Annotated in this window: 13 protein-coding genes, 1 tRNA gene and 1 other RNA gene; 5 read left to right on the plus strand and 10 right to left on the minus strand. The window is 66.8% G+C overall.

The genetic code is table 11. The features are described from left to right. Positions 1-97 precede the first annotated feature (97 nt). From recR to A5728_RS08100, 4 genes are all read right to left on the minus strand, one after another. Positions 98-703 (minus strand): recombination mediator RecR, encoded by a 606-nt coding sequence (recR, locus tag A5728_RS08085; RefSeq protein WP_064846538.1) that lies wholly within the window; start codon positions 701-703, stop codon positions 98-100. Between the two features lie 48 nt (positions 704-751). Next, entirely contained in the window at positions 752-4,336 is a 3,585-nt protein-coding gene (locus A5728_RS08090) for a DNA polymerase III subunit gamma and tau (RefSeq protein ID WP_064846539.1), read from the minus strand. 64 nt (positions 4,337-4,400) lie between these two features. Continuing rightward, positions 4,401-4,497: signal recognition particle sRNA small type (gene ffs / locus A5728_RS08095), an RNA gene on the minus strand. A 12-nt stretch (positions 4,498-4,509) separates the two neighbouring features. Continuing rightward, on the minus strand, positions 4,510-5,523 hold the full coding sequence (locus tag A5728_RS08100; protein WP_231885571.1) for a LacI family DNA-binding transcriptional regulator: 1,014 nt from the start codon (positions 5,521-5,523) through the stop codon (positions 4,510-4,512). 423 nt (positions 5,524-5,946) lie between these two features. Between A5728_RS08100 and A5728_RS08105 the strand changes: the two genes are divergently transcribed. From A5728_RS08105 to A5728_RS08125, 5 genes are all read left to right on the plus strand, one after another. After that, positions 5,947-7,113, plus strand: coding sequence for an ABC transporter ATP-binding protein (locus A5728_RS08105; protein WP_064846541.1), 1,167 nt, complete (start codon positions 5,947-5,949; stop codon positions 7,111-7,113). A gap of 62 nt (positions 7,114-7,175) precedes the next feature. Further along, positions 7,176-8,408 carry a maltose ABC transporter substrate-binding protein gene (locus tag A5728_RS08110; RefSeq protein WP_035960781.1) on the plus strand — a complete coding sequence of 411 codons (1,233 nt, stop codon included), beginning with the start codon at positions 7,176-7,178 and terminating at the stop codon, positions 8,406-8,408. Positions 8,409-8,518: 110 nt separating this feature from the next. Then, positions 8,519-10,036: an ABC transporter permease subunit gene (locus A5728_RS08115; protein ID WP_231885572.1), complete on the plus strand. Its 1,518-nt coding sequence runs from the start codon at positions 8,519-8,521 to the stop codon at positions 10,034-10,036. Between the two features lie 100 nt (positions 10,037-10,136). Next, entirely contained in the window at positions 10,137-10,952 is an 816-nt protein-coding gene (locus A5728_RS08120) for a sugar ABC transporter permease (RefSeq protein WP_167318016.1), read from the plus strand. 130 nt (positions 10,953-11,082) lie between these two features. Beyond that, positions 11,083-11,167: transfer RNA gene (locus A5728_RS08125), tRNA-Ser, on the plus strand. A 110-nt stretch (positions 11,168-11,277) separates the two neighbouring features. On the opposite strand, the gene A5728_RS08130 is transcribed toward A5728_RS08125, so the two are convergent. The 6 genes from A5728_RS08130 to A5728_RS08155 form a co-directional block, all read right to left on the minus strand. Further along, positions 11,278-11,937 carry a leucine zipper domain-containing protein gene (locus A5728_RS08130; protein ID WP_064846544.1) on the minus strand — a complete coding sequence of 220 codons (660 nt, stop codon included), beginning with the start codon at positions 11,935-11,937 and terminating at the stop codon, positions 11,278-11,280. A 324-nt stretch (positions 11,938-12,261) separates the two neighbouring features. Then, a complete protein-coding gene (locus A5728_RS08135) occupies positions 12,262-12,654 on the minus strand; it encodes a hypothetical protein (protein ID WP_064846545.1) in 393 nt (130 codons plus the stop codon). Between the two features lie 98 nt (positions 12,655-12,752). Next, a complete protein-coding gene (locus A5728_RS08140) occupies positions 12,753-13,196 on the minus strand; it encodes a hypothetical protein (RefSeq protein WP_064846546.1) in 444 nt (147 codons plus the stop codon). A 63-nt stretch (positions 13,197-13,259) separates the two neighbouring features. After that, positions 13,260-15,221, minus strand: coding sequence for an ExeM/NucH family extracellular endonuclease (locus A5728_RS08145; protein WP_064846547.1), 1,962 nt, complete (start codon positions 15,219-15,221; stop codon positions 13,260-13,262). 163 nt (positions 15,222-15,384) lie between these two features. Then, positions 15,385-16,638, minus strand: coding sequence for an endonuclease/exonuclease/phosphatase family protein (locus tag A5728_RS08150; RefSeq protein WP_064846548.1), 1,254 nt, complete (start codon positions 16,636-16,638; stop codon positions 15,385-15,387). 126 nt (positions 16,639-16,764) lie between these two features. Then, the gene (locus A5728_RS08155; RefSeq protein ID WP_064846549.1) at positions 16,765-17,058 is read right to left on the minus strand and encodes a type II toxin-antitoxin system VapB family antitoxin; all 294 of its coding nucleotides are present in this window, start codon (positions 17,056-17,058) and stop codon (positions 16,765-16,767) included. Between the last annotated feature and the right edge of the window lie 52 nt (positions 17,059-17,110).

The following is a 17,110-nucleotide window of genomic DNA, read 5'->3' on the forward strand; positions in this document are numbered from 1 at the left end:
TCGCGGGATCAGTGATCCATGCTATCCGCTCACCCGCAGCCGCGCGGAGTCGAGCGGGCATTCGTGGACACAAAGAGGGACGCGAATGTTACGGGCCTCAGCGGGCCTCGGAGACCACCGTGCGTCCCTCGAAGGCCCTGCCCAGCGTGACTTCGTCGGCGTATTCGAGGTCACCGCCCACGGGCAGCCCCGAGGCCAGCCGGGTGACCCGGATACCCAGCGTTTTCAACATCCTGGTGAGGTACGTGGAGGTGGCCTCGCCCTCCAGGTTGGGGTCCATGGCCAGCACGATCTCCTGAACTGTCTCGTCCGACAACCGGGTCATCAGCTCGCGGATGCGCAGCTGATCCGGTCCCACACCCTGCAGCGGCGAGATCGCGCCGCCCAGCACGTGGTACAACCCCCGGTAGCTGCGGGTGCGTTCGATGGCCATGACGTCCTTGGACTCCTCCACCACGCAGATCACGCTGCGGTCCCGGCGGGCGTCCCGGCAGATCGCACACTCCTCCTGCTCTGTGACGTTGCCGCAGATCACGCAGAACGACACCGAGGTCTTCACCGTGGTGATGGCCTCCACGAGCTGCTGGACCTCGTCCTTGTCCGCGTCCAACAGGTGGAAGGCAATGCGCTGCGCGGACTTGGGGCCGATACCCGGCAACCTCCCCAGCTCATCGATGAGGTCCTGGACCGGTCCTTCGTACACCGTGCTCCTTCATTGTCGTGTTCGTGATCAGCGGGGCGATGGGCCCGGTCACTGATCCGTTCCGTGGGCGTGCTCGTCGATGAGCATGCCGCCCAGGATGCGCTCGATGGCCGCCCGCCCGTACAGGGACGAGTCCTCGAGGGATTCGTCGTCCGCGCCCGGGACGAAGTTCTCGTCCTCCATGCCGGGGCTGCGCGAGGTCGGGGGCGCGATGTCGGTGGAGCGCTGTTCCGCCGCGGCAATCGCTTCCGCGTGGCGCTCTCGCCAGCTCGGGCGGTTCCCGCCGGGGCGGGTGTCGCCGTTCTCGCGAGGGACGACGCCGCCGGGGCGGGTGTTCCCGCGCCCGTCGTGGTCGGGACCGGGACCCGCCGGGTTGTCGCCGCCGGGGCCGTTCCCGCCCTGGGCCCTACGATCCCTCGCGGGCGACGGCGCTCGGGGCACGGGTTCGTCGTACATGTCCGCCGGGGGGTCATCCTCCGGTGGGGGCGGCGGTTCCTCCGGGCTCCAGTACTCCGGGCCGCGATCTCGCGGCTGCGGGGCACGGAAGGAAGGAGCACCGGATGCGGGGTCCTCGGGCACGGAGCCGTCGCGCACGGAACCATCCCGCATGGAACCGTCACGCATGGACAGATCGGGTCCGCCGGAAGCGGCCCCGGAATCGTGGGACTCGGATGCCGCGGAGTCATCGGAAGCGGGAACATCCGACCCGGGGCCATCCGACGCGGGGGCGCCAGGGGTCCACGAGGTCGCGCCGACGTCCGCGGAGTCACTGGCACCGCCCAAGCCCTCACGAGACGGAACCGAGGTGGAATCGCCGGTGCCAGCGCGGTCGTCCGCCGGGGAATCCGTCGCTCGGTGGGCATCGTCCCTGGAGGAGTCGCCCTCGAAGCTGTCGGACGTGTCCGGATTCTGGTCCGAATCATCACGCGTGGGCGCCGCATCGGCGGTGTTCGACGTGGAATCCCCGCCGCTCGGTGCGGCGAAACCCGGTTGGGGAATGGAGGCCACGGACCACGAGGTGACGGGTTCGTCGTCGTCCGGGGCGGATGCGGGCGCCGAGTGCGACGAGGAAGCGGGCACGGAGGACCGGTCAGTGCCGGACGTGGAACGAGAGGCGGAATCGGGCATGGACCGCGACTCGCGTTCCGGTGTCGGTTCGCGGTCGGGCGCGGGAGGATTGCCCCGACGACGATTGACCCCGAAGCCCTCAGACTCGCGGAAATAGTCCGGTTGGTCGGAGGATCCGGCCTGGCCCGAGGCGTTCAGCCTGGCGTCCCGCCCGGTGGGTCCGTCGCCGCGAGATGCACCGGTGTCTCGCCGTGAACCGGATCCGTACTGTTGGCCGTGCTCCGAGGAGGAATCGTCGCGTTGATAACCCCGGTCCTGCTGCGATCCGCGATCCTGCCGGGATCCCTGAGCGTTCTGGGGCCCGCTGCCCCGGGGCGCGGGGCGATCTCCCCGGTAACCCTGTCCACCGCCGGCGTCCCGCCCGGGACCGGGCCCGGTGCCACGGCCCGCGTTCGACGGCGGACCACCCGCACCCGGGGTGTCCTGCCGGCCGCGCGTGTCACCGGGGCGCACTGCTTCCACTGCACAATCCAGCCCCACCACGCTCTGGATGGCATTACGGACGTCCGCCTCGAAGCGGGGGAAGTTCAGGAGGTCGCCGTCGTTCTCGAACGCGATCCGCAGAGTGCGGTTCTCGAACGAGATGGGCGTTCCTCGCACGGTGATGGCCCAGGCCACGCGGCGGATCTCCGCGAGCGCGGACACGATCTCGGGCCACGAGGAACGCAGCAGTTCCAGTTCACCGCTGGTGACATCGCTCGGGGCGGCCTGCTCCTCGGACGCCTGCGGGGCTTGCGGCTGGTGGTCATCGTGTAGCGCGACGTCACGGCGAGGCTCCCCCTGCGCGTACTGGCGGGATGCGTCGTCGTCAGGCCGCTGGGACCCGTACTGGTTCGACGTCTCCCGTTGCTGCATGCGTGCCGATACATCGGCTCCCGCGTCCTGTGACGCGGGGGAGCGGGTGTCGGTCGTGCCGTCCGCGGGCGGGTGCTGGGCGTCGGGGCCGCGCTCGCCTTCCGGAACGGGATCCGCAGCGGCGGGGTGGCTGCTGCCCTCGGGCTGTTCGGACTCGTCCTGCGGGTCCGTGGGTTCCTGGACGTCCGGGGTCTCCTCCGCGGGGCGACCCGTTGCGGAACCGTCCGCGCCGTCCGCGGCGGACCCGTCCGGGCGCACGGGCTGCGACGGGGCAACGGAGTCCGTCGCGGCGTCGTCGCGCTCGGGTGGCATCGGGGAAGGTACCCCGGCGGATTCCGGTGCGGGGGCGTCGTACGACGCGGGTGCCGGCGCAGCGGTGCCGGATTGCTCCGGAGATGTGGGCTCCTGGCTTCCGCGTGCGGTCGGTTCCACCGCGGGGGACGACGACGCGGCGTCGTGCGCCGTCGTACGAATTCCGGTGCCTCGAGGAATGCTCAGGCGGCGTTCCAAACGGTCCACCCGGGACGTGATGCCGCGTGTTGTGTGGTCCGCCGAGGGCAGTAGGATGCGGGCGCACAGCAGTTCCAGGTGCAACTGCGGGGAGGTGGCCCCGGTCATCTCGTTGAGGGCCTCGTTGGTGATGTCCGCGGAGCGGGAGAGCTCGGCCGCGCCCAGCTGGGTGGCCTGGTTCCGCAACCGGTTGATCTGGTCCGTGGGCATCCCGTGCAGGATGTTCGCGGCGGAATCGGGGACCGCGTTGACCACCACCAGGTCGCGGAAGCGTTCGAGCAGGTCCTCCACGAAACGGCGGGGGTCCTGCCCGGTTTGGATGACGCGGTCCACGGACGCGAAGACCGTGGCGGCGTCGCCAGCGGCGAAGGCGTCCACGACGTCGTCGAGCAGGGCCGCGTGCGTGTAGCCCAGCAGGGCGACCGCGAGATCGTAGGTGATGCCGCCGTCGTCGGAGCCGGCCATGAGCTGATCCAGGACGGAGAGCGAATCACGCACCGAGCCGCCGCCGGCGCGCACCACGAGGGACAGGACGCCCGGTTCGGTGGTGACGCCCTCCTCCTGGCACAGCTGCTCGAGGTAGCGCATGAGCGGTTCCGGGGGAACGAGGCGGAAGGGGTAGTGGTGCGTGCGGGAGCGGATGGTGGTGAGCACCTTGGAGGGCTCGGTGGTGGCGAAGATGAACTTCACGTGCTCCGGCGGTTCCTCCACGATCTTCAGCAGGGCGTTGAAGCCCTCCCGCGTGACCATGTGGGCCTCGTCGATGATGAAGATCTTGTAGCGGTCCCGGACGGGGGCGAACGTGGCGCGTTCCCGCAGGTCACGGGCATGATCCACGCCGCCGTGGGAGGCCGCGTCCATCTCGATGACGTCCAGTGAGCCAGCACCGTCCCGGGCCAGATCCTGGCAGGACTCGCAGTGACCGCACGGTGTGGCCGTGGGCCCTTCCGCGCAGTTGAGGCAGCGGGCCAGGATGCGCGCGGACGTGGTCTTACCGCAGCCGCGCGGGCCGGAGAAGAGATAGGCGTGATTGACCCTGTTCTTGCGCAGCGCGGTCATCAGGGGCTCGGTCACGTGTTCCTGACCGATGACATCCTGAAAGGTCTCCGGGCGATAGCGGCGGTACAGGGCGGTAGTCACGTATGAAACCTTAGCCGGGGACTCGGACGCGCACAGCGCACTCGCGGGGGTGGGGAGCCGGGTACGAAAAGACCCCCCGTGCACCCGCCAGAGCCCATATACCCTTGCTACCTTCCGGTCCTGGGGGAGTTTTACGAGATGGCGCCACACGAGGGGCTGCCCCATACTTTAGCTCAAGCCGGCGAGGAGTTCGAACCGAGCGGTGCCGTCGAGGATCGTGCGATGAAGTGGGCCCGATGCAGTTCGTGGCCGGCGGTGACCGGTTCCCCGGCTAACTGGCGCAGGAGCAGCTGCGCGGCGCGGGTGCCCTGATGGTGGGCTTGCTGGTCGATGGTGGTCAGCCCGAAGGCCTCACCAAGGCGATGGGCGTCGATGCCGATCACGGACAGATCCCGGGGGATCTCGAGGCCCAGGTCCCTCGCTGCGAGAATGGCGCCGGCCGCCATTTCGTCCGTCGCGGCGAATACGGCGGTGGGCCGTTGCTCTGGCTCGGCGAGCAGATTCTTAACCTGCTGATAGGCGCCCAGGAACGTGAAGTCCGAGACGAGTTGGTCCCTCTCGTGGATCGGCAGTCCCGCAGTTGACATCGCTCGTTCGAAACCGCGGCGTCGATCACTGGACATGGGGAAGGAGCGGCCGGCCTCGGGGGGCCCTCCGATGAAGGCGATACGGCAATGTCCCAACTGGATCAGGTGATTGGTCGCGCGCAGTCCCGCATTCAGATCGTCCACGCTGATCGTGGGGGCACCCTCGAGGGAGCCCCCGATTCCTACCAGCGGAATGCCGGCGGAGAACAACTGTTCGGTCTCTCCGGGTGTCAATCGCAGCGAGACCACGGCGGCCGCGTCCAGCCGTTTGCGGAGCAGGAAATCGGTGAGCACGCTCTCGCGGAAGTTCTCGCCCTGCAAGTTGTACAGGGCGGCGTCGTACCCGGCTGCTGTCAGTGTGCTCGCGATGCCGTCGAGGACCGTGGCGAAGAACCAGCGATCCACGTAGGGCAGGACGACGCCGATGTTCCGGCTGCGCCCGCTCGCGAGACTCGATGCGTGGTAGGACGCCACGAACCCGAGTTCTTTGGCTGCGGCCTCGATGCGGCGTTTCGTCCCCGGGGAGACGGGCCCCCGGCCCGTGAGCGCGCGTGAGACGGTGGCCGTGGACATCCCCACCTTGGAGGCTACGTCCTTCAAGCGGGGTGGCCCCTGCGGCCGACGCGTTGCCGACAGTTCTCGGGCGATCATGGGCGTGCCTCCGCATCAAGGGGTGGGTACCAGCGTGATCCCGCACAGAACACGTGGCGGGGCGGTGGATGAGCTGCGATGCGGGCCGCCACCGCCGCATGCGCCAATTATGGCCCGAAACCTTCCACGGCGGACCGGCCTCCGGCCAACCCGTGCTCCCTCTCCTCTGCGGGTCTCACCCCATTTCTGGAAACGCTTGCTCCTTCCTTCCGACATGTCAACGCAACAAAGTGCCGATCCTGCCTCCCACTGATGGAATCGCTTACATTAGTGAGGTCCATCACTATCGCATGATGGTGGTGGCGCCCGGCAGTCTCCTCGTGACATGTCGGAATTTCCCCGTGACGGGGACTCTGAAAGGAAGCTCAGCCCATGGCCGCCGTGACCTTCGACCACATCACCTGTCAGTACCCGGGAGCCGAGCGCCCCTCCGTGACCGATCTGAACCTCGACATCGCCGACGGGGAGTTCCTGGTCCTGGTCGGCCCTTCCGGGTGTGGCAAATCGACGACCCTGCGCATGCTGGCCGGACTCGAGGAGGTCACGGACGGCACGATCCTGATCGGCGACCGTGATGTCACGGATGTCCCGTCCCGTGATCGGGACATCGCCATGGTCTTCCAGAACTACGCCCTCTATCCACACATGACGGTGGCGGAGAACATGGGCTTCGCGCTCAAGATCGCCAAGGTCAATCCCGAGGAACGGCGTCGGCGGGTCGAAGAGGCCGCGAAGATCTTGGACCTGACGCAGTATCTCGATCGCAAACCGAAAGCCCTCTCCGGCGGCCAGCGGCAGCGCGTCGCCATGGGACGCGCGATCGTCCGTTCACCGCAGGTGTTTCTCATGGACGAGCCACTGTCCAACTTGGATGCCAAGCTGCGTGTCCAGACGCGGACCCAGATCGCGTCCCTGACCCGTCGGCTGGGTGTGACCACGGTGTACGTGACCCACGATCAGGTGGAGGCCATGACCATGGGTGACCGGGTGGCTGTGCTCAAGGACGGGGTGCTCATGCAAGTGGACACCCCTCGCAACCTGTACGACCGACCGAACAGCGAATTCGTGGCGGGCTTCATCGGGTCCCCGGCCATGAACCTGTTCCGAGCCCCGGTTTCCGCCGGTCATGTGGAGTTGGGCACGCTTTCTCTGCAGTTGTCCTCCGCCCAGCAGGAGGCGGTGACCGATCATCAGGTCACCGTCGGAATCCGCCCGGAGGACCTGTCACCCGCAGCGGAAGGGACGGGGGTCCCGATCACGGTGGAGGTCGTTGAGGAACTCGGTGCCGATGCATACGTGTACGGCCAACTCGCCCCGCTGACAGCCGCCACGTCGGTGGTACGGGTGGATCCGTCCGCACACGCCGCGGACCACTCCATCGATTCCGAGGAGGAAGGGGCCGATGGGGGCGCCAGCCCCATCGTGGTTCGGACGGACGGCCGCACGCCGCCGAGCGCCGGGAGCACCCTGTGGGTCGCTTCCGATCCCGAGCGCATCCACCTTTTCGATGCCGCGACCGGAAACCGGTTGCCCTCGTGAGCCCCGTGCGACCCGGTGGGCGTGCCGGACGACGGACCCGAACGAGAGATGAGGACAAGCCCATGAGACGCACGCGGTGGGCAGCCGCTCTGGCTGGTTGCGCTCTGCTACTGGCCGGGTGTTCGAGCGTACCCACAACAGGGGTGGCGGGGCTGGGCGGAGGGCCGGGGGAGGTCACCATCCAGGCCGGTGACGACGAGATCCCCGCGCTGCGTGAGATCGCGCAGGAATACACGGCCGACACGGGTGTGAACGTCCGGTTCATCGAGCGCGAGATCAACGCCCAGGCCATCTCGAACTTCATCTCCCAGAGCCCCACGGGTCAAGCTCCGGACATCATCGTGTCACCGCACGACAACCTCGGACAGTTGGCGGCCAACGGGGTGGTCGCCCCCGTGGAGCTGGGGGACCGGGGTGAGGAATTCACGAAGAACGCGCGGGACGCCGTCGTCTACAACGGAGTCAGCTACGGGGTGCCCTACGCCGTGGAAAGCGTGGCCCTGGTGCGCAACAATGCCTTGACCACTGATGATCCCGCGACCTTCGACGAACTGCGCGCCGAGGGCCATCGGCTCATGGACGAACGCGGCATCAAATACCCCTTCACGGTGAGCCAGTCACCCGATGCCGGGGATCCCTATCACCTCTACCCCCTTCAGACCTCGTTCGGTGTGGAAGTGTTCCAGCGGGGCGCGGATGGTGAGTACTCGAACGAGCTGGCCATGGGTGGACAAAATGGTCACGAGTTCGCCCGCTACCTGGCGGAGCTGGGGCGCAGCGGTGACCTCAGGACGTCCATGACACCGGACATCGCAAAAGAATCCTTCATCTCCGGGCAATCCGCCTTCCACATCGCGGGCCCGTGGGAGCTCGGCGACATCGAAGCCGCGGGTATGGACGTGACCGTTCTTCCCGTCCCGTCCGCGGGTGGGAAGGAAGCACGCCCGTTCGCCGGAGTCCAGGCGTTCTTCGTCAATGCGAACGCGGCGAATCCCGTGGCCGCGCAGGACTTCGCGACCAACTATCTGACACGCTCGGAATCACAGACTGCGCTCTACAAGAGCACGGGGCGGCCACCGGCCAGCAAAGTGGCCATTGACGGTATGCAGGGTGACCCGCTGCGTTCCGCCTACGCAGAGAACGCCACCAAGGCACTGCCCATGCCCGCCATCCCCGCGATGGGCGCAGTGTGGTCCTTCTGGGGGACCACCGAGAACGGAATCGTCAACGGCAACGGGGACCCGATCGAGCTGTGGGATCGCATGATCGCCAATATCGAAGGACAGATCCAATGAGCACGACCCCCGCCCGTCCAGTGATCTCTCCGACGGAGAGGGACTCAGCAGGTGACGGCCGGCCGGAGTCACCTCCGAGCATCCGGCATTCCCACTCGCGCGGCTTCGGCATGGGGTTCGTGATCAAGCTCGTGCTCATGGCCCTGATCAACGCCTTCGGGCTGTTCGGCATCCTGTCCGCATGGGCGGCCGAGAGCTGGGGCATCCTGGTGTTCCTGCTCCTGGCCCTGATCGCGGCGGACCTCGTGTACTTCCTACCGACCCGCAGGATGCTCCCGGCTAAGTACCTCTATCCCGGGCTGATCTTCCTACTGGTCTTCCAGATCTTCGTGGTCCTCTATACCGCGGCCACCGCGTTCACCAATTACGGTGATGGTCACAATTCCACGAAACAAGCGGCCGTCAATCAGCTGACCCGTACGTACGAACAGCGGGTGGCGGGTGGTCAGGAATATCCGGTCTCGGTGCTCAATGCGGACGGTGACCTGGCTTTGGCGACCGTGCAGGACGGCCGGGTTCTCGTCGGCTCCGCACACCAGGCGCTCAGCCCGGTCGAGGGTGCGACCGTGACGAACGGTGCCATCGATGCGGTCCCCGGTTACGACATCCTCGATTACGGGCAGGTCACCGCGGCGCACGAAGCGGTCATGGACCTGCGAGTCCCGGTCTCCGATGATCCGGCCGTCGGCGCGCTGCGCACCGATGACGGCCGCACTGCGTATCCCTATACGCCCACGTTGGTCTACGACGAGCAGGCCAATGCCATGGTCTCGGACGACGGGACCGTGTACACGGACAACGGGCAGGGAGCCTTCGTCAGCCCGGCGGGAGAAGAACTGCGTCCCGGGTGGCGGGTTTTCGTGGGGCTGGACAACTTCGCGGCCATTTTCGATCCCGCCATCCTTGGCGGGCCGTTCGTTTCCGTCACCCTCTGGACCTTCGCCTTCGCGATCCTCTCGGTGGCCCTGACGTTCTTCCTCGGTCTGTTTCTGGCCATGCTGTTCAATGACAAGAACCTCAAGTTCCGTAACGTCTACCGGGCCATCATCTTCTTGCCTTACGCCTTCCCCGCGTTCCTCTCCATCTTGATCTGGGCGGGGCTGCTCAACGCCGACTTCGGTTACATCAACCAGGTGCTGCTGGGCGGGGCGAACATCCCGTGGTTGGACAATCCGTGGCTGGCCAAGGCTTCACTGTTGCTGGTAAACCTGTGGTTGGGGTTCCCCTACATGTTCCTGGTGACCACCGGCGCGCTCCAGTCCATCCCGTCGGAACTCTATGAATCCGCGGACATGGACGGTGCGGGAGCCGTCCAGAAGTTCCGCTCGATCACTCTGCCGATGCTCATGGTGGCTGTGGGACCCCTTCTGATCGCTTCCTTCGCCATGAACTTCAACAATTTCAATGTCATCTATCTGCTCACCGGCGGCGGGCCCCAGGACTTAGAATCCACGACGGGAGTGGGGGCCACGGACATCCTGATCTCGTTCGTCTACAAGATCGCCTTCGCCGGCGGTGCCAACGACTATGGAGTTGCCTCCGCGCTGTCGATCCTCATCTTCATCATGGTGGCGGTGGTCTCGGCACTGACCTTCCGCCGCAGCAGGGCACTCGAGGAGATCAACTGACATGTCCACATCACGAGTCTCGAACGTCGCCTCCAGGAAGCCAGGGTCCCGGTCACGGCTCAGTGTCGGACAACGGTTCGCCCGTGGGGGATGGAAACACGTGGCCGCAGTCATCGCGTGCGTCTTCGCCCTGTTCCCCCTGGTCTACGCGCTATCGGCCTCGTTGTCGCCCACGGGGTCCTTGTTGGGATCCAATGACCTCTTCGCGGAGATCACCGGCGCCAACTACCGAAACCTTCTTAACGATCCACAGAACCCGTTCTTGACATGGTTCGGAAACTCCATGTTGATCTCGTCCATCACGGCTGTGGGCACGGTTCTCATGGGCGCGGCAGCTGCATACGCCTTCTCCCGGTTCAGGTTTAGGTTCCGCAGGGGCGGTCTGATGTCCCTGTTGATCATTCAGATGTTCCCGCAGTTGCTGGCCTTCGTGGCAATCTTCTTGTTGCTCTTCAGTATTTCCGAGGTGTATCCGTTCCTGGGGCTCAATTCCCGCATGGGTCTGGTCGCGGTCTACCTGGGGGGCGCGTTGGGGGCGAACACCTTCTTGATGTACGGCTTCTTCAACACCATTCCGCGTGACCTGGACGAAGCTGCGACACTGGACGGCGCGTCACACTCCCAGATCTACTGGACGATCATCCTTCCCCTGGTCACACCCATCCTCGTGGTCGTGGGCATGCTGTCGTTCATCGCGTCCTTCTCAGACTTCCTGTTGGCTCAAATCGTGTTGCAGGACCCGCAGAAGTACACCTTGGCCGTGGGCTTGTACCAATTCGTCTCCGTACAGTTCGGTGAGAACTGGGGAGTGTTCACCGCAGGCGCCATCCTGTCGGCGATCCCCGTGGTGCTGCTGTTCCTTTTCCTGCAGCGCTACATCGTCTCCGGTCTCACCGGAGGGGCCGTGAAGGGGTAGTTCGGGGGCTCACGACGTCGCTGGGCCCGCCGCGGGCGGCTCACTTACTTCATCGATTCGCGTCCGCCCGCCCAGTTCCGTTATGCTGATGGCCGCACGTTACCCACGTATGTGGGGCTCGTGCTTGCTTGGAGGATTCGCCTAGCGGCCTATGGCGCACGCCTGGAACGCGTGTTGGGTTAACGCCCTCGGGGGTTCAAATCCCCCATCCTCCGCGCTTATCCTGAGTCGGGTCATCGTTAACAGATGAGTCGGTAGATGGATGACAGAAGGGTCTTGGAACTTTGTGGTTCCAGGGCCTTTTTGTCGTGTCTGGGGTGTGGGTTCAGGTGCGGGGGTTGGGGGCGTTGATAGTTGGTGGTGGGGTTGATGGTGTGTTCATCTGCCCGGTGGTGGCGTTGCTGGTGATGACGTGGTTGTCGTGGATGAGCATCAGCACGGGTTCACCGATGTGGGCGCGTCCGATGCCGAGGTGTCGTAGTTTTCCGGCGTAGCGCAGGCTGACTTTTCCCCAGGGGTCGATCACATCGGCGCGGGTGCACCATTCGGTGGTGGTCGTGGTCGGGGTGGCTTTGGGTGTGGCGGTGTAGGCGGTAGCCGGGGTGGTGCGTGCGAGGGCTCGGTGGGGACGGGCGGTGTTGTACCAGGTGCGGAAACGGTCCAAGAGGTCTTGGAGTTCGGTAGTGGTGGCCGGTAAGGGCGGGCGGTGAGCCAGCGCTTGAGGGTTTGGTGAAGCGCCCTCAGCGGTAAGTTCTCGGCGCAGGTTGATGATCTGGTCCACCAGGGCTTGACGTAAGGCCCCCGGGGTGGCGTGGGGGGCTTTCGAGCGTGGAGTGAGCACGTCCACCCCGTGGGTGTTGTAACGGGTGAGCAGGGTGTAGACCCATTGCCGGGAGACCCCGTAACGGGTAGCAGCTTGGGCCACGGTGAGGTGTTGATCGCGCACGGATCGGACGATGACGAGGTGGCGTGAGGTTTTTCCCATCCGTTATCGTCACCGGGCGGTGGTGTCATCAATAACGCGACTCCCCTGTCAACGATCACCCAGTGGGTCCCACAGCCGACACTGTCAACGATCTCCTGACGCTAGACACCCCATCCTCTGCGCTGTGATCGACGAAATGCGCCCCGTGTCAGCACGGGGCGCATTTCTCATTCGTGAACGTCGGTGCGTGGGCGCGGGCCCTGCGTCGAACCTCGTGTCGAATTCCTCGTGGAGTAAAAGCAGCCTCGCGTGCGCCAGGCTGCTTTTACTCCACTTAATTTTCACCAGCGGAAGGGGTGGGAAGGCGGCCCACCACCCGAGGCGTCAGCGCTTCGGCGTGAACGACGTGGAGCACTTCCACGTGGTCTTGCCCGAGGTGGCGACGACGTCCACGACCACCTTGCGGTTCAGGGTGGCCCGGCCGATCGAGTAGGTCGTCACGGCGGTGCCCTTGGTCGAGGCGGTGGCGTACTTCTTGGTCGTGGTGGTCTTGTACTTGGCCGTGGTGGTGACCTTGGCGCGTGCACCCACCTGAGAGACCTTCACGGAGGTCTTGGTGTACTGGCGGGGCTGCGTCACGGACATGCTGGCCTTGCACGGCTTGACCACGGCGGCCTCGGCCGGTGCGGAGGAGCCCACGGCAACGGTGCCGGAGGCGAGGAACAATGCGATGAGCCCGGTCGTGACAGAGCGGCGGATGGAGGTTGCGGCGGACATGCGCGGATCCTTCGTTAAGGGTGAGGAAGCCCGTGGCGGGCGTGTGATGACAGCTCCGCCGGCCTGTGCGGTACTCACCGATCAAGGGGGTGAGCACATCATAGGAACAGGAATGACCCCCGAGTAATATCCGCCGAATAATTACGATCGCACATGTCTGCGCGGATCCGTCTCCGGTTCGCGAGGCCCCGGCACTGGTTGGTCAGCCCGGTCATCTTGCCCTCGACCGCTTGCATGGGGTTGTTGCCGTTCTCGAAGTTGCACAGCACCTGCTTCATGTCGCGCAGGTTACCGCTGAGCTCCTGCGGCGCCGCCGAGCGCAGCTGCGCCACGGCCTCGAGGGCACCCGCGGGATCGTTGCTCACGTTGCCCGGCATGTTGGCCCGGAACGCGTCGATGTGCTGGCACGTCTCGACCGCCGTGAGCGAGCCGGTCACCGCGGCCATCCCGCCGGAGGGGTCGCTGCTGTCCGCGGAGTTCCCCGACCCACCCGTGGCGGCCGGGGAGTCCCGCGCCTCCGAGGTCGCGGGGGCTGGCAGCATGACGCCGCCCGGCCGCGTTCGTGCGCAACGGGCCGGGCGGCGTCGTCGTACCGGAAGGGAAGGCTACTTCTTGCCCGCCCGGAACCCGGCGATGAACGGGTCGTGGTCGGAGGAGGCGACCTCGTTCGGGACGTAGTAGTCCAGGGCCGTGGTGCGGTACTGGGCGTACTGCAGCAAGGGCGACTGGCCCGAGTTGATGTTCCACGCGGCCGCGCCGGTCATGCGCTTGGCGAGCGACGGCGAGATCAGCATGTGGTCGAGCGAACCCACCTGGCCCCCGAACACGTACGTGTAGTCGTCCTCGGCGGCCCGTGCGTACCCGGCGCGGTAGAACTCCTGCAGGGGGTCCTCCTGCGCGTACGAGTTGAAGTCGCCGAGCACGGCCACGTCCTGGGAGCCCGCGGCGGCCGTGAGTTCGGGGATCCAGTCGACGACGGCGCTCGCCTGCGCCACGCGCGACGCGTTCCAGGCGCCCTGGCCGTCACCGGTGTCCCGGTTGGGACCGGTGCGGGGAGCGGAGCCCTTGGACTTGAAGTGGTTGACCACCACCGTGGTGGGTGCTGCGCCGTGCTTGCCGCCGCCCTTGGTCGCGGTGAACGTGGCCGCGATCGGGGTGCGCGCGTTCTCGAAGGCGCCGCCGGCCACGGCCTCGGAGCCGAGGGCCCGGGCCTGACCCACCTGCTTGACCTCGCGGGGCTGGTAGATGATCGCGTTGGTGATGAAGTCCTGCTCTGCGACCGGCTGCAGCTCGGAATCCGCCACGGGGACGTAGGCCCACTTGGTGTAGCCGGCCGTCTTGTTCAGCGCCTTGACCAGAGAGGCGAGCGCCTCGTCCTTGGGCTCGCCGAGCTTCGCGGAGTTCTCGACCTCCATGAGCCCGACCACGGAGGCATCCACCTTGTTGATCGCCGAGACCGTCTTGGCCTGCTGGCGCTCGAAGTCCGCGCGGTCGTAGGCCCCGCGCGCGTCACAGCCCTGCGCCACGTTGTACGTGCCGTCCGTGGAGTAGTTCCCGCCGCGGCAGCCCTTGTCCTGCCCCACGGTGGTGAAGTAGTTCAGCACGTTGAAGGACGCGATCCGCACCTGTCCACCCACCCCCGGCTTGGGGTCCGCCGAGCCGGAGAACCGGGCCGGTTCCTTGCCCGGGACCACCGGGGCGGTGGGCTGCAGGCGCCACTTGTCGAAGCGGTAGTCCACGATCACTGGGGCGGTGATCCGCGCGGTGTCGCCCACGGCCACGGGGTTCTCGGGGGTCAGGTACGGGACCTGGCGGGGTTCCTGGGTGGGCGATGCCGCGAAGCCCCGGTTGGTGCCGTCGTCCAACGTGACCGAGATGGCGTCATTGCGCTGTGCCTGGGCGCGCGCCTCGGGGCTGTTCGGGCGTGCCACCTGAGTGGGTTGGGCGGGCAGCTCCTTGCCCGCGGACAGGCCCAGCTCACCGTAGCGGCCCACGCCATAGGTGTCCGAGACCCGGAACTTCTCCTTGGGCAGGTAGAGCATGGATTCGAGGTTCTCGCGGTTCGCGGCGGTGGACGCCCAGTTGTTCGTCACGGGCTTCACTGCGGGGAGCTTGTCGCGCACCGGAGTGACCTCCACGTTGCCCGCGAGCTGGGTCAGGCCCTTGAACTCCCCGGCCACACCCGTGACCTGCACGCGGTCACCCACGGACACCGTGGACTGGGTGGCTCCCGTGTACACGAACACGGCGTTCGAGGCCCGGGAGGTGTCCACGTGCCCACCGGTTCCGGGGGTCTGGATCACGAATCCGCCCAGGGTCCCCGGATCACCCGGGTACACGGCGGTGACGACGGAGGGCTCGGTGGTGACCGTCTGGCCCTTCAGGGGCGTCTCGTCCCCGGTGCCCTGGATCTGAGCGATCGACACGGTCCCGGTGGAACCGGAAGGCGCGGGGGTGGGCGCGGCCACCGCGGGTGCTGCGGCCAGGCCGCCGCACAGCAGGAGCGCGCCGGAGGACACGGCCGCAATGCGGGTCCGCAGGCTGAACAGGGGTGATGTCACGGGCATGAGGGGTCTCCAGTTGAGGGTTTGTCGGGTGGGGGATCGGGATCGCACGCTCCGGGGCGGGGTTACGCAAACAGAGGCTGCGAAAACAGGGGGTGCGTGACAGGCGGTGACGGAAGCGGGCGGCGCTTCACACGAAGACCCGGGACGCGCCGTCGTGCGGGGATCAGCGCCTGCCCGGGACCTTGACGTCCACCCACACGAGGCGGTGGTCGGAAGTCGGGAACGGGTACTCACCGGTCAGTTCGGAACCGGGCCGGCCCGGAGCGGGCCAGAAGACACCGGCGTCGAGCAGGGGCAGGTTCTTGGACGGCAACGCGTAGTCCACCCGCAGGTTCCCGGGGGCGGGATCGTCCGAGAAGTCCGCGGTGTCGAGTGCCGGGCGCGTCACGTGCGTCCGGTTGGCGCCGCCCTGGCGCGCGCTCGCCACCACGGCGCCCGTGGACGTGGGCTGCGGATCGCGCACCCGGGAGTTGTCGAGCAGCTGCCGCGCGGCACCCGGGAAGGAATCGCCGTCGTTCGGGTCCGAGTTGTAGTCGCCCACGATCACGAAGCGCTCGCCGCGGGGCAGACCGCCGCGCCGCCCGGCGTCGTCGTAGATGTAGCGCGCCGACTTGGTGCCCGTGACGTAATCGGCCCAGAACCGGATCTCGTCGTTGTTCCGGCGCCCGTTACGGTCCTCGGGGCCGTCGAAGCTGGGCGGCGTGGGGTGCGCGGCCAGCACATGCACGGTCTTGTGGCCCACGCGCACGGGGACGTCCCAGTGGGACTTGGAGGACAGCCGCAGCTGCGCGGCCTGCTCCGGCGTGTAGTAGTCGGTGGGCATGCGGTTACCGGGCATGTCCTGCCACCGGAAGTGCTGGAACGTGCGGACCCGATCCCGGGCGATCGGGTACTTGGAGTAGATCACCATGCCGTACTGGCCCGGGAACAGCCCGAAGCCCCAGGCGTCGTCCGGTCCGTCCACCGTGCCGTCCTGGTTGAGGTCCAGACCGGACGGCACGCCCGTGTTCACCGGCGCCACGTAGTGGTAGGGGTAGTCCACGGGCGCGTGGCCGTTCTGGCTCACCGCCAGGTAGTTGTCGCGGAACGCCCGCGCGGCGCGTCCGCCCGGGACGTAGTCGAACTCGTTGAGCAGCACGATGTCCGGGTCGTTGATCTGGATGACCTGGGCGATGTTCCGGGCCTGCTGGTTGTCCGGTGTGGACAGGTCCCGCAGCAATTGCCCCTGCTCGCCCCGGTTCAGGGACGCGTTGTACGTGGCCACGCGCAGTCCGTGCTTGTCCCGGCTTTCGTGTCCTTTGGACGACGACGCCGCTCGCGGGCCTTCCTCCGCCGCGGCTGGTGCCACGGTGGTCACGGCGAGGACTCCGGCCAGTGCCGCGGCCGAGACAACAGCGGTACGAGAACGCAGACGCATGGCAAACCTCCAGGTCAGAACGAGATGACCCGAGGGTAGGGAGGCCGAACGACCAGGTCGTGGCGGGAAAGTGAAGATTTGGTGATCCGTGCTACGTGCGCCTCGAAGGCTCGTGCGACGGCGCGGTCAGAGCTCCAGGACCCGCGCGTGGATCACGGAACGGTGGTGCAGGGCCGTGCGCAGGGCCCGGTGCACACCGTCCTCGAGGTAAAGGGTTCCCCGCCAGGACACCACGTGGGGGAAGAGGTCCCCGTAGAAGGTGCAGTCCGAGTCCAGGAGGGTGGCCAGGTTCAGGGTGGAGGTCGTGGTCACCAGATCCCCCAGGCGGACCTGCTGCGGGGCCACCTTGGACCAGCCGGAGGGCGTGACCAGACCGTGATCCGGATAGGGGCGATCGTCTCCCACGGCCTTGAAAATCATGGATTCACCCTAAAGCCGTACGCCCCGGTCCGCAGAACCGGGGCGTACGTGG

Source organism: Kocuria sp. ICS0012 (assembly GCF_001665945.1).
Lineage (GTDB): Bacteria > Actinomycetota > Actinomycetes > Actinomycetales > Micrococcaceae > Kocuria > Kocuria marina.

Coding starts and splice junctions, on each gene's coding strand:
- A5728_RS08135 (WP_064846545.1), bottom strand. CDS start 12,654: ATGTCCGCCGCAACCTCCATCCGCCGCTCTGTCACGACCGGGCTCATC.
- A5728_RS08105 (WP_064846541.1), top strand. CDS start 5,947: ATGGCCGCCGTGACCTTCGACCACATCACCTGTCAGTACCCGGGAGCC.
- A5728_RS08145 (WP_064846547.1), bottom strand. CDS start 15,221: ATGCCCGTGACATCACCCCTGTTCAGCCTGCGGACCCGCATTGCGGCC.
- A5728_RS08140 (WP_064846546.1), bottom strand. CDS start 13,196: ATGCTGCCAGCCCCCGCGACCTCGGAGGCGCGGGACTCCCCGGCCGCC.
- A5728_RS08130 (WP_064846544.1), bottom strand. CDS start 11,937: ATGGGAAAAACCTCACGCCACCTCGTCATCGTCCGATCCGTGCGCGAT.
- A5728_RS08115 (WP_231885572.1), top strand. CDS start 8,519: ATGGGGTTCGTGATCAAGCTCGTGCTCATGGCCCTGATCAACGCCTTC.
- A5728_RS08150 (WP_064846548.1), bottom strand. CDS start 16,638: ATGCGTCTGCGTTCTCGTACCGCTGTTGTCTCGGCCGCGGCACTGGCC.
- A5728_RS08155 (WP_064846549.1), bottom strand. CDS start 17,058: ATGATTTTCAAGGCCGTGGGAGACGATCGCCCCTATCCGGATCACGGT.
- A5728_RS08110 (WP_035960781.1), top strand. CDS start 7,176: ATGAGACGCACGCGGTGGGCAGCCGCTCTGGCTGGTTGCGCTCTGCTA.